Here is a 16,611-nt window from a genome sequence, read left to right as displayed (position 1 = left end):
AGAGTCAACCCTCAATTTCAGAATTTTTTCTCTTCAACCGGACCGGCTGTTTCCGTGAAGTGATTCACGTTTGCCGTTTCGATGGAGGCGCATTATAGGGAGTTATTCGGAGCTGACAAGCGGAAAAATGCAATTTTATTTCAACCGCTCATCTTTTCGTCATAACGGCTACTTTTGCTGCTTTTTAATCATTGCCGGCAGCTCTGCAAGGCTATTAAGCACCCAATCTGCCGCATTTTCCCCCTCCGGGGTAACCGGTTTGCCGGAACGCACTAATACTTTATGGCCAACGCCAGCCGCTGCCGCTGCCTGCATATCCTCTATTTTATCGCCCACCATATAAGAGGCGGCCATGTCGATATGCAAAAAGTCACGTGCGGAGTTCAGCATCCCCGGATGCGGCTTACGGCAGTCGCACTCCTGGCGGAACGCTTCCACTGCCCCCTGAGGGTGATGAGGACAGTAATAGATGCCGTCCAGGTCAACGCCGCGATCCGCCAGCGACCAGTCCATCCATTCGGTCAGGGTTTCAAACTGCGCTTCGGTAAATTTGCCCCTGGCGATGCCGGACTGATTGGTTACCAGCACCAGCGCGAAGCCCATCGATTTTAATTCACGCATGGCATCTATTACGCCATCGATAAATTCAAAATCGTCAATCTCGTGGACATAACCATGATCGACGTTAATCGTGCCATCACGATCGAGAAAAATTGCGGGTACTGATTGTGCCACCGGCTTACTCCTGAAAAAGACGTGTCACGCTAGTATCTCATGTTTCACGCGGCAAGAAAGAGCTCATGAGAGCGAGTTACATTGAATTAGACGTCTGGATGCCTTACCATCCACTTTGTTTACGGTCACTGCCCGTATCTGGCAGAACAAAATGCCACGGCTAACTCTTACGATAAAAATATTCTAATGATTAAACTTTCGAATATCACCAAAGTGTTCCAGCAGGGGAACCGCACCATTCAGGCGCTGAACAATGTCAGCCTGCATGTCCCTGCTGGGCAAATTTATGGCGTCATCGGCGCATCGGGTGCCGGTAAAAGTACGCTCATCCGCTGCGTCAACCTGCTTGAGCGCCCAACCCAGGGCAGCGTCCAGGTGGGCGGCGAAGAGCTGACGACCCTGTCGGAAGCGCAGCTTACCCGCGCACGCCGCCAAATTGGCATGATTTTCCAGCACTTTAATCTGCTGGCGTCCCGTACGGTCTACGGCAACGTGGCGCTGCCACTGGAGCTGGACAACACCCCGGCAGCTGAAATCAAGCGTCGCGTGATCGAGCTGCTGGACCTGGTCGGCCTGGCCGATAAGCACGACAGCTATCCGGCTAACCTCTCCGGCGGTCAAAAGCAGCGCGTGGCCATTGCCCGTGCGCTGGCAAGCAATCCGAAAGTGCTGCTCTGCGATGAGGCCACCAGCGCGCTGGATCCGGCAACGACGCGCTCTATTCTGGAGCTGCTGAAAGATATCAACCGTCGTCTCGGCTTAACCATTCTTCTTATTACCCATGAGATGGATGTCGTGAAGCGCATCTGTGACTGCGTAGCGGTGATCAGCAACGGCGAGCTAATTGAACAGGATACGGTCAGCGAAGTGTTCTCTCATCCGAAGACGCCGCTGGCCCAGCAGTTTATTCAGTCCACGCTGCATCTGGATATTCCGGAAGATTACCAGCAGCGCCTGAAGGCCGAGGCAGAGGCCGACAGCGTGCCGATGCTGCGCATGGAGTTTACCGGCCAGTCGGTAGACGCGCCGCTGCTCTCCGAGACCGCGCGTCGGTTCAACGTCAACAACAACATTATCAGTGCGCAGATGGATTACGCCGGCGGCGTGAAGTTCGGCATTATGCTGACCGAAATGCACGGCTCGCAGCAGGATACCCAGGCCGCCATCGCCTGGCTGCAGGAACATCATGTAAAAGTAGAGGTACTGGGTTATGTCTGAGCCAATGATGTGGTTACTGGCGCGTGGCGTCTGGGAGACGCTGGCGATGACCTTTGTCTCCGGCTTCTTTGGGTTTGTGATTGGCCTGCCGGTGGGCGTGCTGTTGTACGTGACCCGTCCGGGGCAGATCGTTGAGAACGCGAAGCTCTACCGCACTCTCTCTGCGCTGGTAAATATCTTCCGCTCCATTCCGTTTATTATCCTGCTGGTATGGATGATCCCGTTCACCCGCGTGATTGTCGGCACCTCCATCGGCCTGCAGGCGGCAATTGTGCCCCTGACCGTGGGCGCTGCGCCCTTTATTGCCCGTATGGTGGAAAACGCGCTGTTGGAGATCCCGACCGGCCTGATTGAAGCTTCTCGTGCTATGGGCGCGACGCCGATGCAGATCGTGCGCAAGGTGCTGCTGCCTGAAGCCATGCCGGGATTGGTTAACGCGGCCACCATTACGTTAATCACCCTGGTGGGTTACTCCGCCATGGGCGGCGCGGTCGGCGCAGGCGGCCTGGGCCAGATCGGCTATCAGTATGGTTATATCGGCTATAACGCCACCGTAATGAACACGGTGCTGATATTATTAGTTGTGCTGGTATATCTGATTCAGTTCTCTGGCGATCGTATCGTCCGGGCAGTGACGCATAAATAGCGTTGTACACAACACAATCGACTCAGTGAGTTAAGGAAATAACATGGTGTTCAAATTTAAGACCTTTGCGGCGGCGGGCGCGCTAATTGGTGCTCTGGCATTGGTAGGCTGCGGCCAGGATGAAAAAGATCCGAACCACATTAAAGTCGGCGTTATCGTGGGTGCTGAGCAGCAGGTTGCTGAAGTGGCCGCGAAAGTGGCAAAAGACAAATACGGCCTCGACGTTGAACTGGTGACCTTCAACGACTACGTGCTGCCAAACGAAGCGCTGAGCAAAGGCGATATTGATGCCAACGCCTTCCAGCATAAACCGTATCTGGATCAGCAGATCAAAGATCGCGGCTATAAGCTGGTTTCCGCAGGCAACACCTTTGTCTACCCTATCGCGGGCTACTCTAAGAAGATCAAAGCCCTGAGCGAACTGCAGGATGGCGCGCAGATTGCGGTTCCGAACGATCCGACCAACCTGGGCCGCTCTCTGCTGCTGCTGCAAAAACAGGGTCTGATCAAGCTGAAAGAGGGCGTGGGCCTGCTGCCGACCGTTCTGGACGTGTCCGAGAACCCGAAAAACCTCAAGATTGTTGAGCTGGAAGCACCGCAGCTGCCGCGCTCGCTGGACGACGCGCAGATTGCCCTGGCGGTGATCAACACCACTTACGCCAGCCAGATCAACCTGACCCCGGCGAAAGACGGTATCTTCGTTGAAGACAAAGACTCCCCGTACGTGAACATGATCGTGACCCGTGAAGATAATAAAGACGCGGAAAACGTGAAGAAATTCGTGCAGGCCTACCAGTCTGACGAAGTTGACCAGGCGGCGAACAAGGTCTTTAACGGCGGTGCAGTTAAAGGCTGGTAATCTCTCCTCGGTATAATATCATTCAGGGCGGGCGCAAGCCCGCCTTGTCATTTATGCAGGCAACTGGTTCAATAACTGACAATTTGATCACTCATTGAGGAAATACTATGCGTGCTTTACCGATCTGTTTACTGGCACTCATGCTCAGCGGCTGCTCCATGCTAAGCAGATCTCCCGTCGAACCTGTTCAAAGCAACGCAGCAACGCCGCCGAAAGCGGAGCCAGTGAAAGCGAAAGTGTCCCCCCCGGCTCCGGTCAGAGTCATCACCAATCCGGAAGAGCTGATTGGCAAAACGTTCCGCGATCTGGGTGAGGTTTCCGGTGACTCCTGCCAGGCAAGCAATCAGGACTCGCCGCCGAACATCCCGACCGCCCGCAAGCGTATGCAGATCAACGCGGCTAAAATGAAAGCCAACGCGGTACTTCAGCACAGCTGCGAAGTGACCAGCGGCACGCCGGGCTGCTATCGCCAGGCCGTGTGCATCGGATCGGCGCTTAACGTTTCGGCGAAATGAGCACCTTTCAGTTTGCGCAGATAGGCGTTATTCGCTCCCCCTATAAAGAGAAGTTTGCCGTTCCGCGTCAGCCGGGGCTGGTGAAAAGCGGCGGCGGTGAGCTTCATCTCATCGCCCCCTATAACCAGGCCGATGCGGTGCGCGGGCTGGAGGCGTTTAGCCACCTCTGGCTGCTGTTTATTTTCCATCAAACGATGGAGGGCGGCTGGCGGCCCACGGTGCGCCCTCCCCGGCTCGGCGGTAACGCCAGAATGGGGGTGTTCGCGACCCGCTCGACCTTTCGCCCGAATCCCATCGGCATGTCACTGGTGGAGCTAAAAGGCATTCGCTGCCAGGGTGAGCAGGTGATCCTTGAGCTGGGCAGCCTCGATCTGGTGGATGGCACGCCGGTGGTGGATATCAAACCCTACCTGCCCTTTGCCGAAGCGCTGCCCGAGGCCAAAGCCAGCTACGCCCAGCAGGCACCGCAGGCCACCATACCGGTGGGCTTTACCTCCGAGCTTGCCGAGCGCCTGCCGCAGTTGGAGACGCGCTATCCGCATCTTCGAAAGTTTATCGTCGAGGTGCTGGCGCAGGATCCTCGTCCCGCCTATCGCCAGCAGGAAGAGGCAGGCAAGGAGTATGCCGTCTGGCTGCTCGATTTTAACGTCCGCTGGCGGGTGACCGACGCGGGCTTTGAGGTCTTTGCGCTAGAAGCGCGGTAAATTCTGCCCGCTCTCTTTTGACATAGCTGTCTCGCTGGTAAACTGAATCACTTTTTTTTGTGTCAGGCCCGCTTTGGGCCTGTGCCCATCGTCCAAATGGAATCGTAATAACATGCGTACTAGCCAATATCTGCTCTCCACACTGAAGGAGACACCAGCCGACGCCGAAGTGATCAGCCACCAGCTGATGCTCCGCGCCGGGTTGATCCGCAAGCTGGCCTCCGGGTTATACACCTGGCTGCCGACCGGCGTGCGCGTTCTGAAAAAAGTCGAAAACATCGTGCGTGAAGAGATGAACAACGCCGGTGCGATCGAGGTGTTAATGCCGGTGGTTCAGCCTGCTGACCTGTGGCAGGAGAGCGGTCGCTGGGAGCAGTACGGTCCGGAGCTGCTGCGCATTGCCGATCGCGGCGAGCGCCCGTTTGTTCTCGGCCCGACGCATGAAGAGGTCATTACCGATCTGATCCGTAACGAGCTGAGCTCCTACAAGCAGCTGCCGCTGAACTTCTATCAGATCCAGACCAAATTCCGTGACGAAGTCCGTCCGCGCTTTGGCGTGATGCGTTCCCGTGAGTTCCTGATGAAAGACGCCTACTCTTTCCATACCTCACAGGAATCGCTGCAGCTGACCTACGACGCGATGTACGCTGCCTACAGCAAAATCTTCAGCCGCATGGATCTCGACTTCCGTGCCGTGCAGGCGGATACCGGCTCTATCGGCGGCAACGCCTCGCACGAGTTCCAGGTGCTGGCCCAGAGCGGTGAAGATGATGTGATCTTCTCCGACACCTCTGACTACGCGGCCAACATCGAGTTTGCCGAAGCGCTGGCACCGAAAGAAGCGCGCGCGGCGGCCACTCAGGAGATGACCCTGGTCGATACGCCAAACGCGAAAACCATCGCCGAGCTGGTGGAGCAGTTTAACCTGCCGATTGAAAAGAGCGTTAAGACCCTGCTGGTTAAAGCGGTAGAGGGCAGTGCTTACCCGCTGGTCGCCCTGCTGGTGCGTGGCGATCACGAGCTGAACGAAGTGAAAGCAGAGAAGCTGCCGCAGGTTGCCAGCCCGCTGACCTTCGCTACCGAAGCTGAGATCCGCGCTGTCGTCAACGCCGGTCCTGGCTCCCTCGGCCCGGTGAACATGCCGATCCCGGTGATTATCGACCGTACCGTTGCCGTAATGAGCGACTTCTCTGCGGGTGCCAACGTCGACGGCAAGCACTACTTCGGCATCAACTGGGATCGCGACGTGGCGACCCCGGAAGTGGCCGACATCCGTAACGTGGTTGCTGGCGATCCAAGCCCGGACGGCCAGGGTACGCTGATGATCAAGCGCGGCATCGAAGTGGGTCACATCTTCCAGTTGGGCACCAAGTACTCTGAAGCATTGAAAGCGTCAGTCCAGGGTGAAGATGGCCGTAACCAGATCCTGACCATGGGCTGCTACGGTATCGGTGTGACCCGCGTAGTGGCGGCGGCCATTGAGCAGAACCACGACGAGCGCGGTATCGTCTGGCCGGACGCGATTGCGCCGTTCCAGGTTGCCATTCTGCCGATGAACATGCATAAATCCTTCCGCGTGCAGGAGCTGGCCGAGAAGCTTTACGCTGAGCTGAACGCGCAGGGGATTGAGGTGCTGATGGACGATCGTAAAGAGCGTCCGGGCGTGATGTTTGCTGATATGGAGCTGATCGGTATTCCGCACACTATCGTGATCGGCGACCGCAACCTCGACAGCGACGATATCGAATACAAATACCGTCGCAACGGCGAGAAGCAGCTGATTAAAACCGGCGACATTCTCGACTATCTGGTAAAAGCCATCAAAGGCTAAGCCATGCTCTGCCCGGCGGCGCTGTCTGCCGGGCTTGCTTACCCTACTCTCCGCCGCGCACTTTGCCGCGCATCGCCTTTACCGACGACTTTTGCGATTTGGTTGCCAGACGCCGCTCTTTTGATGCCCGCGTCGGGCGCGTAGGACGGCGGCTCTTCTGCTCCACCATCAGCTCCTGAATGAGCGACACCAGACGGGCCAGCGCCGCTTCGCGGTTCATCTCCTGGCTGCGGTACTCCTGCGCCTTGATCACCACCATGCCGTCGCTGGTAATGAGATGGTGGCTGGCCGCCAGCAGGCGCTCTTTGTATGCATCCGGCAGGCTGGAGGCTTTAATATCGAAGCGCAGGTGGATCGCCGTAGAAGTTTTATTCACGTGCTGCCCACCCGCGCCCTGGGCGCGAATGGCGGTCAGCTCGATCTCGCTGTCGGGAATGGCAACGCTGCGTGAAATCTCAATCATGCCGCGCTCTGCCAGGTTGTCAGATGGATCTCCAGGTTATTCTCCGCATCCGAGAGCCAGATTGCGCCATCCTGAATAGTGGCCTGAAGCACCATGGTGCGGGAGGCAAATGCGCTCAGCTGCGCCAGCTGCTCATCATCGAGATACCAGATGCTCAGGTTACTGAATCCAGACAGCTTGTTCTGGTTCTGCTGCCACCAGATCTGCGCCGCCCGGCTGTTGTAGGTAAAGAGCGCCACCTCTTTCGACTGGGTGCAGGCTTTCTTGATGCGTCGCTCCTCCGGTAGCCCCAGCTCAATCCACAGGTCGATCCCCAGGTGATCGTTGCGCAGCCAGGCTTCCGGCTCATCTTCCGCACTCAGCCCACGGGTAAACTGCAACCGTTCGTTGGCAAATTTGATCCACGCCAGCAGGCGCAGCATCATGCGCTCCTGGGTTTCAGAAGGGTGGCGCGCCAGAGTCAGGGTGGCATCAAGAAACTGGTTACGGTCCAGATCGGCCACGTTCACCGTCGCTTTATAAATGGTTGCTTTCAATGCCATGTTGTCGCTCCTTCGCAAAATAGCGCCTATTGTAGCAAACATTCAGCCCGCTGATATTGCCGGGATGAGTATGGTATAGTCACCTTGCGAAACAGAGTTTATCTTCGTAGGCTTAAACTTACATCCCACGGTGAAGTCGGTACACTGACAGGAGGGCATGTGGACAATTATTGTGAGTTAATACGCAAGCGGTATGCGGAGATTGCCAGCGGAGACTTAGGGTTTATCCCGGATGCGCTGGGCTGCGTGTTAAAAGCGCTCAATGAAGTAGCATCGGACGATGTGCTTCCTGAGCCCGTCAGGGAAAAGGCAGCCTATGCTGCCGCGAACTTACTGGTGAGCGATTATGTCAATGAATGAAACGTATCAACCCATCAACTGCGATGACTATGACAACCTTGAACTCGCCTGCCAGCAGCATCTATTACTGACGCTGACGCTGAAAGATGGCGAAGAGCTTAAGGGCAAAGCCAGCGATTTAGTCTCGCGTAAGAACGTTGAGTACCTGCTCCTTGATGCAGCAGGTGAAACGCGTGAACTCCGTCTCGACAAAATTGCCAGCTTTAGCCACCCGGATATCGGCACCGTTGTGGTGAGCGAATCCTAAACCTGTTCCAGCGGGCAGCATGCTGCCCGTCATTTCCGCCACGTCAGCCGTAACCCCTCAGCGTTTTCCGCCAGCCCTGCCTGCGTCACAAACTGCCCTGCCGCCGCGATCGGCGTTTCGCCGTAAAACAGGATAGGCGTGGTGTCCCGTAGCCAGGGGGCGACCCCCAGCTCCTGCCAAATTTTTTTCAGCTTGCGCCCGCCGTGCCGTCCTGCAATATAGAGCATCCCAGGCGCATGAAAGCGCACCGTTACCGGCTCACCTGGCTGCGGCGGGCGAATATCCTCTCCCGGTACCAGCGCCAGCTCTCCCAGCCCGTCGGGTAGCGTCAGCGGCGCACATGTCGCGGGCCAATTAATAACGGTTTGCCGCTGGCTGGGCGTGCTTTTGACCCACCAAAGCTGGCCTTGAAAGCGGCGGATCTCATGGGATCCCAGCACCAGACGCGGGGATGCATCTTCCCGGGCAAGGATCGCCTCCTGCCAGATGCGGGTCAGCAGATCCCGCGATGGCATTGGCGCACCCAGCCCGCTCAACCAGCGGCGGAGAAGCGCCGCCCGGCGATTGCTGCTCACGGTCATCAATGGCGCAACGGTTAATGCTCCCTCTATGCTGACCAGACCCGCCAGCTCGTCTGCCAGCAGCTCGTCCAGAAGCTGCTCCTGCTCACCGCACAGCGCCGCGCTGCGCGCCGCCGCGTTGGCAAAGTGTGGCCAGCGCTGCTTCAGCAGGGGCAAAACGTCCAGGCGGATAAAGTTGCGATCGTAGCTGGCGTCCTGGTTACTCTCATCTTCGATCCAGCTCAACCGATGGGCGCAGGCCCACTGCTCCAGCGTTTCACGGGTTTCATTGAGCAGCGGGCGCAGCAGCTGGGTGCCGTGGAAGGGTAGCTCGGCAGGCATGGCCGCCAGCCCCGCCGGGCCGCTGCCCCGCTTCAGGGCCAGCAGCAGCGTTTCGCACTGGTCATCCTGATGCTGGGCGGTAAGCAGCGCCTCCCCCGGTAGCAGCGCCTCGGCAAAAGCCTGATAGCGGGCCTTACGCGCCTGGCCTTCAATCCCCAAACCGTCCGCCGCCAGCGTCACGTGGACTACGCTCAACGGCACATCCCAGCGGCTGCATACCCGCTGGCAGTGGGCCACCCAGGCATCGGCATTTGGGCTTAAACCATGATGAACGTGGATCGCCCGCAGAGAAACGTCAGGCTGCTGCATGCGCCACTCTACCAGCTGGTGCAGCAGAACGGTGGAGTCCAGCCCACCGCTAAACGCCACCAGAAACCGGCGGCGGGCGTGCAGGCTTTGCATAAGCGTTGAAGGCGTCATTCCTGCTGGTACAGCTCCAGCGGTAAACCGTCGGGATCGGTGAAGAAGGTGAAGCGCTTGCCGGTGAAGGGATCGATACGCACCGGCTCGCACTCAACGCCGTGCTGTTGCAGGTGGGTTATCGCCCGCTCTACGTCGTCCACGCTGAAAGCCAGATGGCGCAGGCCGCAGGCCTCGGGACGGCTGGGCCGCGCGGGGGGGAAAGGAAAAGAGAAAAGCTCAATCACATACTCGCCGTTCAGCGCCAGATCGCCCTTCCATGAGTCTCGCTCTTCACGATAGGCCTCGCTTTGCAGCGTAAAGCCTAAGATGTCGCAGTAAAACTCCTTGCTCTTTGCATAATCCGTCGCAATGATCGCGATGTGGTGAACCTTTTTTAAACCAAGCATAACCCCTCCTTTTTTCATGCCAACGTTACGACGCTGCGCATCCCTGCGCAAGGGGGTCAGGCCTGTTTTAAGACCCTTACCCGGTAAACGCCGTCCTCATCGCGCTTCGCACCGTGGATATCCGTTTCAAAACCAGGATAGTGGCGGCCAATGGCGCAGAGCATTAGCAGAAAATCGAGCACCGCCCGGCTGCGCTCGGTGATCATCTCTCCAGGCATTAGCAGCGGCACGCCCGGCGGATACGGCAGGATCATATTGGCAGAGACTCTTCCCACCAGCGCCTCCAGCTCGACGGTCTCCACTTCGCCTTTGACCTGGAGCTGCCACGCCTGGTGCGGGGTCATGATCATGTGCGGCAGCACGTCGAAGGCCTGGAGCATCAGGCGCGGCAGCTCGTGTTGGCAGATCAGCTTGTGTATCCCCTGGGCCAGATCCTGAATGCGCATGTTACGGTAGAAGTCGGGATCCTCCGCGTAGAGGTCCGGCAGCATATTCTTCACCCGCAGATTGAGATCGTAGGCGCGCTTAAACTCCATCAGGCCGCGCAGCAGCCCCATCGCCCGGGTTTTATCGATGCCAATGCTAAACAGGAACAGCAGGTTGTAGGGGCCGGTCTTCTCCACTACCACGCCGCGCTCGTCGAGGAATTTCGCCACCAGCGCGGCGGGAATGCCCTCCTCACCCATGTTGCCCTGCTCGTCCATGCCCGGCGTCAGAATAGTCACCTTGACCGGATCGAGGAACATATGATCGTCATCCGCCTCGCGGAAGCCGTGCCACGCCTCGCCCGGTGCAACTGGCCAGCAGTCGGCCTCTTCAATATCCTCCGGCTGCCAGATATCGAAGAACCAGCCCTCCGCCTCGTCTTTCAGCCGCTGCACCTCTTTACGGAAGTGAAGCGCGCGCTCGACAGAGCGGTTGATCAGCCGCCGACCCGGATTGCCCCGCAGCATCGCCGCGGCCGTCTCGATAGAGGCCACCAGCGGATAGCTTGGCGAGGTAGTGGTATGCATCATGTAGGCTTCGTTAAAGGTGTCTTCGTCATATTCGCCTTTAACGTGGATTAGCGATGCCTGGGAGAACGCGGCCAGCATCTTGTGCGTCGACTGGGTTTCAAAGAAAACTTTGCCCGGCACGCGATCGCCGCTCATGCCGCTCTTGCCCTCGTAGATAGGGTGGAAGTTAGTGTAGGGAACCCACGCTGAATCGAAGTGAATCGACGGCACGTCCAGGGTCTCTTTGATCCAGGTGGTGTTATAGAGCAGCCCGTCATAGGTAGAGTTGGTGATCACCGCGTGAACCGGCCAGCTGGCCCCGTTCGTTGCCGCTACCTTCTCTGTAATGCTCTCATGGCTAAACTCGCGACGGGGAATGCCACCTAAAATACCCAGCGCGTTGCGTCCCGGCTTGAGCCAGATTGGCACCACGTCGCTCATCATCAGCAGGTGGGCCAGCGACTTGTGGCAGTTGCGATCGATAAGCAGCGTGCTGCCGTCAGGGGCGGCGTACATGCCAACAATCTTGTTGGAGGTCGAGGTGCCGTTGGTCACCATGTAGCTCTGCTCGGCACCAAAGGTGCGGGCGATATACTCTTCGGCCTCCAGGTGCGGGCCCGTATGATCGAGCAGCGATCCCAGCTCGGTTACGGAGATCGAGACGTCGGCCTTGAGGGTATTGCCGCCGAAAAAGTCATAGAACAGGCAGCCCACCGGGCTTTTCTGATAGGCGGTACCGGCCATGTGTCCGGGGGTACAGAAGGTGTACTTGCCCTCTTTCACGTAGGTGAACAGCGAGCGGGTAAAAGGCGGCGTGATCTGATCCAGATACTCGTTAGTATACTGGCGGATACGCGTCGAAATGCTGTCGGCTACGCCCAGCGCGTACTCGAAAAACCAGAGCGCCATACGCATATCGTGGGCGCTGACGTCCATCGTTGAGTGGGTATTGATAAAGGCGTAGAGCGGCAGATACTCGTTGAGCTGGTTGATCTCGCTGCACAGATCCAGGCCATGCCGATCCCAGTCAAAGATGACGCCGCAGATGCGCGGGTTGTGTTCGATGAGTTTTAACAGGTCGTTACTGCTGGTGGGGTAGATGAGCTGGAAACCCTGCTGCTCCAGCGCAAGATGAAGCTCTTTGAGGGGCTCGTCTTTATAAAAAACGCCCTGCTGCCCCATAATGGCGATGATATTCAATGCTTACCTCCGTGCGAATTCACAGGTAAGCATAGCTGAGGCGAGCGGGTTTTGTAGGCCGGGCACGCGTGAGCGCCGCCCGGCGTTCTACAGGGATCAGGCGTAGCCGTAGCTCATCAGGCGCTGGTAACGACGGTCACGCAGCTCCTCTTTGTTCAGCACGTCCAGATCGGCCAGATCTTCCAGCAGCTGCGCTTTCAGCGACGCGGCAATCGCTTCCGGGTTGCGATGCGCGCCACCCAGCGGCTCTGGAATAATGGAGTCGATCAGCTTCAGCTCTTTCAGACGCGGAGCGATAATACCCATCGCTTCTGCCGCCAGCGGCGCTTTATCGGCGCTCTTCCACAGAATAGACGCACAGCCTTCCGGAGAGATCACCGAGTAGGTGCTGTATTGCAGCATGTTAACTTTGTCGCCCACGCCGATAGCCAGCGCGCCGCCGGAGCCGCCTTCACCGATGACGGTGCAGATCACCGGCACGTTCAGACGCGACATCTCACGCAGGTTGCGGGCAATGGCTTCAGACTGACCGCGCTCTTCCGCCCCCACGCCCGGGTAAGCACCCGGGGTGTCGATAAAGGTGATGATCGGCATATTGAAACGCTCGGCCATCTCCATCAGGCGCAGCGCTTTGCGGTAGCCTTCCGGTGCCGGCATACCGAAGTTACGGCGGATTTTTTCTTTGGTTTCACGCCCTTTCTGATGACCAATGATCATCACCGGACGCCCGTCCAGACGCGCGATACCGCCCACAATGGCTTTATCGTCTGCGTAGGCGCGGTCCCCGGCCAGCTCGTCGAACTCATCAAACGCCAGGCGGACATAATCCAGGGTGTACGGACGCTGTGGATGGCGCGCCAGTTGCGCGACCTGCCATGCGCCGAGATCGGCAAAGATTTTACGCGTCAGCTCTACGCTTTTTTCGCGCAGACGATGCACCTCTTCGTCGATGTTAATATCCAGTTTTTCATCCTGGCGGCTCACTGCCGTCAGGGAATCGATTTTCGCTTCCAGCTCGGCGATCGGCTGTTCGAAATCAAGGAAATTCAGACTCATAGTATTCCTGTATTAGTCAAACTCTAGTTCCACCTGCTCCGGGCCAACCAGGCCACGCAGATCGTTAAGTAAACGATCGCTCGGAGAGACACGCCATGTTGCACCAAAGCGCAACCGGGCGCGCGCATCCGCTCTCTGGTAGTAGAGATGCACTGGAATTGTTCCCGAACGATGGGGTTCCAGAGACTGACGGAGTCGGTTTAAAAGCTGGTCATCAATTTGCCTGTCCGTCAGCGAGATAGCAAGCCCGCGAGCATATTTTTCCCGGGCTTCGTCAATGTCCATCACTTCGCGGGCGGTCATTTTAAGCCCCCCGCTGAAGTCATCAAAGCTGACCTGTCCGCTGACGATGAGTATGCGGTCTTTTTCCAGCAATTGCTGGTATTTATCCAGCGCGTCGGTGAATAACATCACCTCCAGACGGCCGGAACGGTCATCCAGCGTACAGATACCGATACGATTGCCGCGCTTGGTGACCATAACCCGCGCCGCAATGACGAGCCCCGCAGCGGTGGTGATCTTACCACGCTCTGTCGGGTGCATGTCTTTGAGCCGAAGCCCGCCGACATAGCGCTCAATCTCTTTTAAATACTGGGTAATCGGGTGACCCGTCAGGTAGAGCCCCAACGTTTCACGTTCCCCGTCCAGCACCACCTGCTCCGGCCAGCGCTGACAGTTGGCGTAGGACTGCTCGATCTGCGCTGGCTCCTCCGCCAGCACGCCGAACATATCCGCCTGACCGATTGCCTCGGCCTTCGCATGCTGATCGGCGGCTTTCAGCGCATCGTTCAGCGAGTTCATCAGCGCGGCGCGGTGCGGCCCGAGGCGGTCAAACGCCCCGGACATAATCAGCTTCTCCAGCACCCGACGGTTGAGCTTTTTGGTGTCAGTGCGTGCGCAAAGGTCGAACAGCTCACGGAAGTAGCCGTCTTTATTTCGCGCCTCCAGAATGGCTTCAATCGGGCCTTCACCTACGCCCTTGATTGCGCCGATCCCGTAGACAATCTCACCGTCGTCGTTAACGTGAAAATGGTACAGCCCGGAGTTAATATCCGGCGGCAGGATCTTTAACCCCATCCGCCAGCACTCATCCACCAGCCCGACCACCTTCTCGGTGTTGTCCATATCCGCCGTCATTACCGCCGCCATAAATTCAGCGGGATAGTGGGCCTTCAGCCACAGCGTCTGATACGACACCAAAGCATAGGCAGCGGAGTGCGATTTGTTAAATCCGTAGCCGGCAAATTTCTCTACCAGGTCAAAGATTTTGATCGCCAGCTCACCGTCAATACCGTTCTTTCTCGCCCCGTCTTCAAAGACCGAGCGCTGCTTGGCCATCTCTTCCGGCTTCTTCTTACCCATCGCACGGCGCAGCATGTCCGCGCCGCCCAGCGTATAGCCGGAGAGCTCCTGGGCAATCTGCATCACCTGTTCCTGGTAGAGGATGATGCCATAGGTCGGCTCCAGCACCGGCTTCAGGCACTCGTGCTGCCACTGCACGTCAGGATAGGAGATCGCTTCCCGGCCGTGCTTACGGTCGATGAAGTTATCTACCATCCCGGACTGCAACGGACCAGGACGGAACAGGGCCACCAGGGCGATCATATCTTCGAAACAGTCAGGCTGCAGGCGTTTAATCAGATCCTTCATGCCGCGGGATTCAAGCTGGAAGACCGCAGTGGTCTCCGAGCGCTGCAGCATATCAAAACTTTTCTTGTCGTCGAGAGGGATCGCGGCGATATCAATCGGCTCCAGCCCCTGCTTCGCCCGGCGCGGGTTGATCATCTTCAGCGCCCAGTCGATGATCGTTAGCGTACGCAGGCCGAGGAAGTCGAACTTCACCAGTCCTGCGTACTCCACGTCATTCTTATCAAACTGGGTAACCGGATGCTGCCCGGCTTCATCGCAGTAGAGCGGCGCAAAATCGGTAATTTTGGTTGGCGCGATCACCACCCCACCGGCGTGCTTACCGGCGTTACGCGTTACCCCTTCCAGCTTGCGCGCCATGTCGATGAGGGCTCTGACCTCTTCATCGGCCTCGTAGATCTCCGGCAGCTGCGGCTCGGCCTCAAAGGCTTTCGCCAGGGTCATGCCCGGATCCGGCGGCACCAGCTTGGAGATGCGATCCACAAAGCCATAGGGGTGGCCCAGCACGCGGCCCACATCGCGGATAACCGCTTTCGCCGCCATCGTACCGAAGGTGATAATCTGCGACACCGCCTCGCGACCGTACATCTCTGCCACGTGGTCGATAACCTGGTCGCGTTTCTCCATGCAGAAGTCAACGTCGAAGTCAGGCATTGAGACACGCTCCGGGTTCAGGAAGCGTTCGAACAGCAGGTCAAACTCCAGCGGATCGAGGTCGGTGATCTTCAGCGCATAGGCCACCAGCGATCCCGCGCCGGAACCACGCCCTGGCCCTACCGGGACACCGTTATCCTTCGACCACTGGATAAACTCCATCACGATCAAGAAGTAGCCCGGGAAGCCCATCTGGTTGATCACTTTCAGCTCAACGTCGAGGCGCTCGTCATACGCCAGGCGCTTCTCGGCGCGCTCCGCCGGGTCCGGGAAGAGGAACTCCAGACGCTCCTCCAGCCCCTCTTTCGACTTCAGGACCAGGAAATCTTCCGTGGTCATGTCGCCGGTAGGGAACTGCGGCAGGAAGTATTCGCCGAGACGCACGGTAACGTTGCAGCGTTTGGCGATCTCGACGCTGTTCTCCAGTGCTTCCGGAATGTCGGAGAAGAGTTCGCACATCTCCTCTTCGCTGCGCATATACTGCTGCGGCGAATAGAGGCGCGGGCGCTTGGGATCGTCGAGGGTAAAACCGTCGTGAATAGCCACGCGAATTTCGTGGGCGTCAAAATCGCCGCTGTCGATAAAGCGGACGTCGTTGGTCGCCACGACCGGCAGACCACGCTCCTGAGCCAGCTCAACCGCCGCGTGCAGATAGCTCTCTTCGTCAGGACGACCGGTGCGGATCAGCTCCAGATAGAAGCGATCCGGGAAGTGGGTTTCATAGAAGCTTACGCACTGATCCACCAGCGCCGCATTGCCGCGCAGCAGACTTTTGCCTACGTCACCCATGCGTCCGCCGGAGAGCAGGATCAGCCCTTCGCCCAGATCCGCCAGCCACTCCCGGTCGATCCACGGCCCCAGCGCGCCGTAGCCACGCTGGTAGGCGCGAGAGATAAGCAGCGTCAGGTTCTGGTAGCCGGTGTTGTTGGCCGCGAGCACCGTAATTTGGGTAAACTCGTCGCCCATGATATCGCTCTGGACGTGAAAATCCGCCCCAACGATTGGCTTAATCCCTGCCCCGTGGCCCGTTCCGTAGAACTTAACCAGACCGCAGAGGTTGGTAAAATCGGTGATCGCCAGCGCAGGCTGACCCAACGCGGCCGCCTTTTTTACCAGCGGCCCGGTCTTAGCCAGCCCATCGATCATGGAGTAGTCGCTGTGCACCCGCAGGTGGACATAACGTGGTTCAGCCATCTTATCTTCCTATACTCTTCATCCTTCAAGCTGC

16 protein-coding genes are annotated in these 16,611 nt (G+C 58.0%); 8 read left to right on the top strand and 8 right to left on the bottom strand.

Going from position 1 to position 16,611, the window contains the following annotated elements; translation table 11 throughout:
* Window positions 1-168 precede the first annotated feature (168 nt).
* Entirely contained in the window at window positions 169-735 is a 567-nt protein-coding gene (gene gmhB / locus FN633_RS12965; protein ID WP_154057978.1) for a D-glycero-beta-D-manno-heptose 1,7-bisphosphate 7-phosphatase, read from the bottom strand.
* Between the two features lie 186 nt (window positions 736-921).
* Here gmhB and metN point away from each other — a divergent pair, with 186 nt between their 5' ends.
* From metN to proS, 6 genes are all read left to right on the top strand, one after another.
* Window positions 922-1,953, top strand: a complete 1,032-nt coding sequence (metN, locus tag FN633_RS12960; RefSeq protein ID WP_154057977.1) for a methionine ABC transporter ATP-binding protein MetN — start codon at window positions 922-924, stop codon at window positions 1,951-1,953.
* Window positions 1,946-2,599, top strand: coding sequence for a methionine ABC transporter permease MetI (locus tag FN633_RS12955; protein ID WP_042390667.1), 654 nt, complete (start codon window positions 1,946-1,948; stop codon window positions 2,597-2,599). Before metN ends, FN633_RS12955 begins: the two co-directional genes overlap by 8 nt.
* A 43-nt stretch (window positions 2,600-2,642) precedes the next feature.
* Window positions 2,643-3,458, top strand: a complete 816-nt coding sequence (locus tag FN633_RS12950; protein WP_154057976.1) for a MetQ/NlpA family lipoprotein — start codon at window positions 2,643-2,645, stop codon at window positions 3,456-3,458.
* A 107-nt stretch (window positions 3,459-3,565) separates the two neighbouring features.
* Window positions 3,566-3,973: an Rcs stress response system protein RcsF gene (gene rcsF, locus FN633_RS12945; RefSeq protein ID WP_103820625.1), complete on the top strand. Its 408-nt coding sequence runs from the start codon at window positions 3,566-3,568 to the stop codon at window positions 3,971-3,973.
* On the top strand, window positions 3,970-4,677 hold the full coding sequence (gene tsaA, locus FN633_RS12940; protein WP_154057975.1) for a tRNA (N6-threonylcarbamoyladenosine(37)-N6)-methyltransferase TrmO: 708 nt from the start codon (window positions 3,970-3,972) through the stop codon (window positions 4,675-4,677). The genes rcsF and tsaA overlap by 4 nt, the downstream gene beginning before the upstream one ends.
* 112 nt (window positions 4,678-4,789) lie before the next feature.
* The gene (gene proS / locus FN633_RS12935; RefSeq protein WP_154057974.1) at window positions 4,790-6,508 is read left to right on the top strand and encodes a proline--tRNA ligase; all 1,719 of its coding nucleotides are present in this window, start codon (window positions 4,790-4,792) and stop codon (window positions 6,506-6,508) included.
* Between the two features lie 43 nt (window positions 6,509-6,551).
* Here the strand turns inward: proS and arfB are convergent, their stop codons facing one another.
* Window positions 6,552-6,971: an alternative ribosome rescue aminoacyl-tRNA hydrolase ArfB gene (gene arfB / locus FN633_RS12930; RefSeq protein ID WP_042390657.1), complete on the bottom strand. Its 420-nt coding sequence runs from the start codon at window positions 6,969-6,971 to the stop codon at window positions 6,552-6,554.
* The gene (locus FN633_RS12925; protein WP_154057973.1) at window positions 6,968-7,513 is read right to left on the bottom strand and encodes a YaeQ family protein; all 546 of its coding nucleotides are present in this window, start codon (window positions 7,511-7,513) and stop codon (window positions 6,968-6,970) included. The genes arfB and FN633_RS12925 overlap by 4 nt, the downstream gene beginning before the upstream one ends.
* Before the next feature lie 159 nt (window positions 7,514-7,672).
* Between FN633_RS12925 and FN633_RS12920 the strand changes: the two genes are divergently transcribed.
* The gene (locus FN633_RS12920; protein ID WP_042390653.1) at window positions 7,673-7,873 is read left to right on the top strand and encodes a YaeP family protein; all 201 of its coding nucleotides are present in this window, start codon (window positions 7,673-7,675) and stop codon (window positions 7,871-7,873) included.
* A complete protein-coding gene (rof, locus tag FN633_RS12915) occupies window positions 7,860-8,120 on the top strand; it encodes a Rho-binding antiterminator (protein ID WP_154057972.1) in 261 nt (86 codons plus the stop codon). The genes FN633_RS12920 and rof overlap by 14 nt, the downstream gene beginning before the upstream one ends.
* A gap of 29 nt (window positions 8,121-8,149) precedes the next feature.
* Here the strand turns inward: rof and tilS are convergent, their stop codons facing one another.
* The 5 genes from tilS to dnaE form a co-directional block, all read right to left on the bottom strand.
* Window positions 8,150-9,442 (bottom strand): tRNA lysidine(34) synthetase TilS, encoded by a 1,293-nt coding sequence (gene tilS, locus FN633_RS12910; RefSeq protein WP_154057971.1) that lies wholly within the window; start codon window positions 9,440-9,442, stop codon window positions 8,150-8,152.
* Window positions 9,439-9,831 carry a VOC family protein gene (locus FN633_RS12905; protein ID WP_154057970.1) on the bottom strand — a complete coding sequence of 131 codons (393 nt, stop codon included), beginning with the start codon at window positions 9,829-9,831 and terminating at the stop codon, window positions 9,439-9,441. The genes tilS and FN633_RS12905 overlap by 4 nt, the downstream gene beginning before the upstream one ends.
* A 56-nt stretch (window positions 9,832-9,887) precedes the next feature.
* The gene (locus FN633_RS12900; RefSeq protein ID WP_154057969.1) at window positions 9,888-12,026 is read right to left on the bottom strand and encodes a lysine decarboxylase LdcC; all 2,139 of its coding nucleotides are present in this window, start codon (window positions 12,024-12,026) and stop codon (window positions 9,888-9,890) included.
* A gap of 96 nt (window positions 12,027-12,122) precedes the next feature.
* Complete coding sequence (accA, locus tag FN633_RS12895) at window positions 12,123-13,082, bottom strand: acetyl-CoA carboxylase carboxyl transferase subunit alpha (protein WP_144819369.1); 960 nt, start codon at window positions 13,080-13,082, stop codon at window positions 12,123-12,125.
* 12 nt (window positions 13,083-13,094) lie between these two features.
* Window positions 13,095-16,577, bottom strand: a complete 3,483-nt coding sequence (gene dnaE / locus FN633_RS12890; protein ID WP_154057968.1) for a DNA polymerase III subunit alpha — start codon at window positions 16,575-16,577, stop codon at window positions 13,095-13,097.
* Window positions 16,578-16,611: the final 34 nt, after the last annotated feature.

The sequence above is a fragment of the Pseudescherichia vulneris genome (assembly GCF_902164725.1).
Classification (GTDB): domain Bacteria; phylum Pseudomonadota; class Gammaproteobacteria; order Enterobacterales; family Enterobacteriaceae; genus Pseudescherichia; species Pseudescherichia vulneris.
Note: the sequence above shows the minus strand (reverse complement) of the source record. Positions and strands in the feature narration are given on the sequence as shown.

Bases quoted from the DNA above. Each gene is read 5' to 3' on its own strand.
- metN (WP_154057977.1), top strand. From the start codon at position 922: ATGATTAAACTTTCGAATATCACCAAAGTGTTCCAGCAGGGGAACCGC.
- FN633_RS12955 (WP_042390667.1), top strand. From the start codon at position 1,946: ATGTCTGAGCCAATGATGTGGTTACTGGCGCGTGGCGTCTGGGAGACG.
- FN633_RS12950 (WP_154057976.1), top strand. From the start codon at position 2,643: ATGGTGTTCAAATTTAAGACCTTTGCGGCGGCGGGCGCGCTAATTGGT.
- rcsF (WP_103820625.1), top strand. From the start codon at position 3,566: ATGCGTGCTTTACCGATCTGTTTACTGGCACTCATGCTCAGCGGCTGC.
- tsaA (WP_154057975.1), top strand. From the start codon at position 3,970: ATGAGCACCTTTCAGTTTGCGCAGATAGGCGTTATTCGCTCCCCCTAT.
- proS (WP_154057974.1), top strand. From the start codon at position 4,790: ATGCGTACTAGCCAATATCTGCTCTCCACACTGAAGGAGACACCAGCC.
- arfB (WP_042390657.1), bottom strand. From the start codon at position 6,971: ATGATTGAGATTTCACGCAGCGTTGCCATTCCCGACAGCGAGATCGAG.
- FN633_RS12925 (WP_154057973.1), bottom strand. From the start codon at position 7,513: ATGGCATTGAAAGCAACCATTTATAAAGCGACGGTGAACGTGGCCGAT.
- rof (WP_154057972.1), top strand. From the start codon at position 7,860: ATGTCAATGAATGAAACGTATCAACCCATCAACTGCGATGACTATGAC.
- tilS (WP_154057971.1), bottom strand. From the start codon at position 9,442: ATGACGCCTTCAACGCTTATGCAAAGCCTGCACGCCCGCCGCCGGTTT.
- FN633_RS12905 (WP_154057970.1), bottom strand. From the start codon at position 9,831: ATGCTTGGTTTAAAAAAGGTTCACCACATCGCGATCATTGCGACGGAT.
- accA (WP_144819369.1), bottom strand. From the start codon at position 13,082: ATGAGTCTGAATTTCCTTGATTTCGAACAGCCGATCGCCGAGCTGGAA.
- dnaE (WP_154057968.1), bottom strand. From the start codon at position 16,577: ATGGCTGAACCACGTTATGTCCACCTGCGGGTGCACAGCGACTACTCC.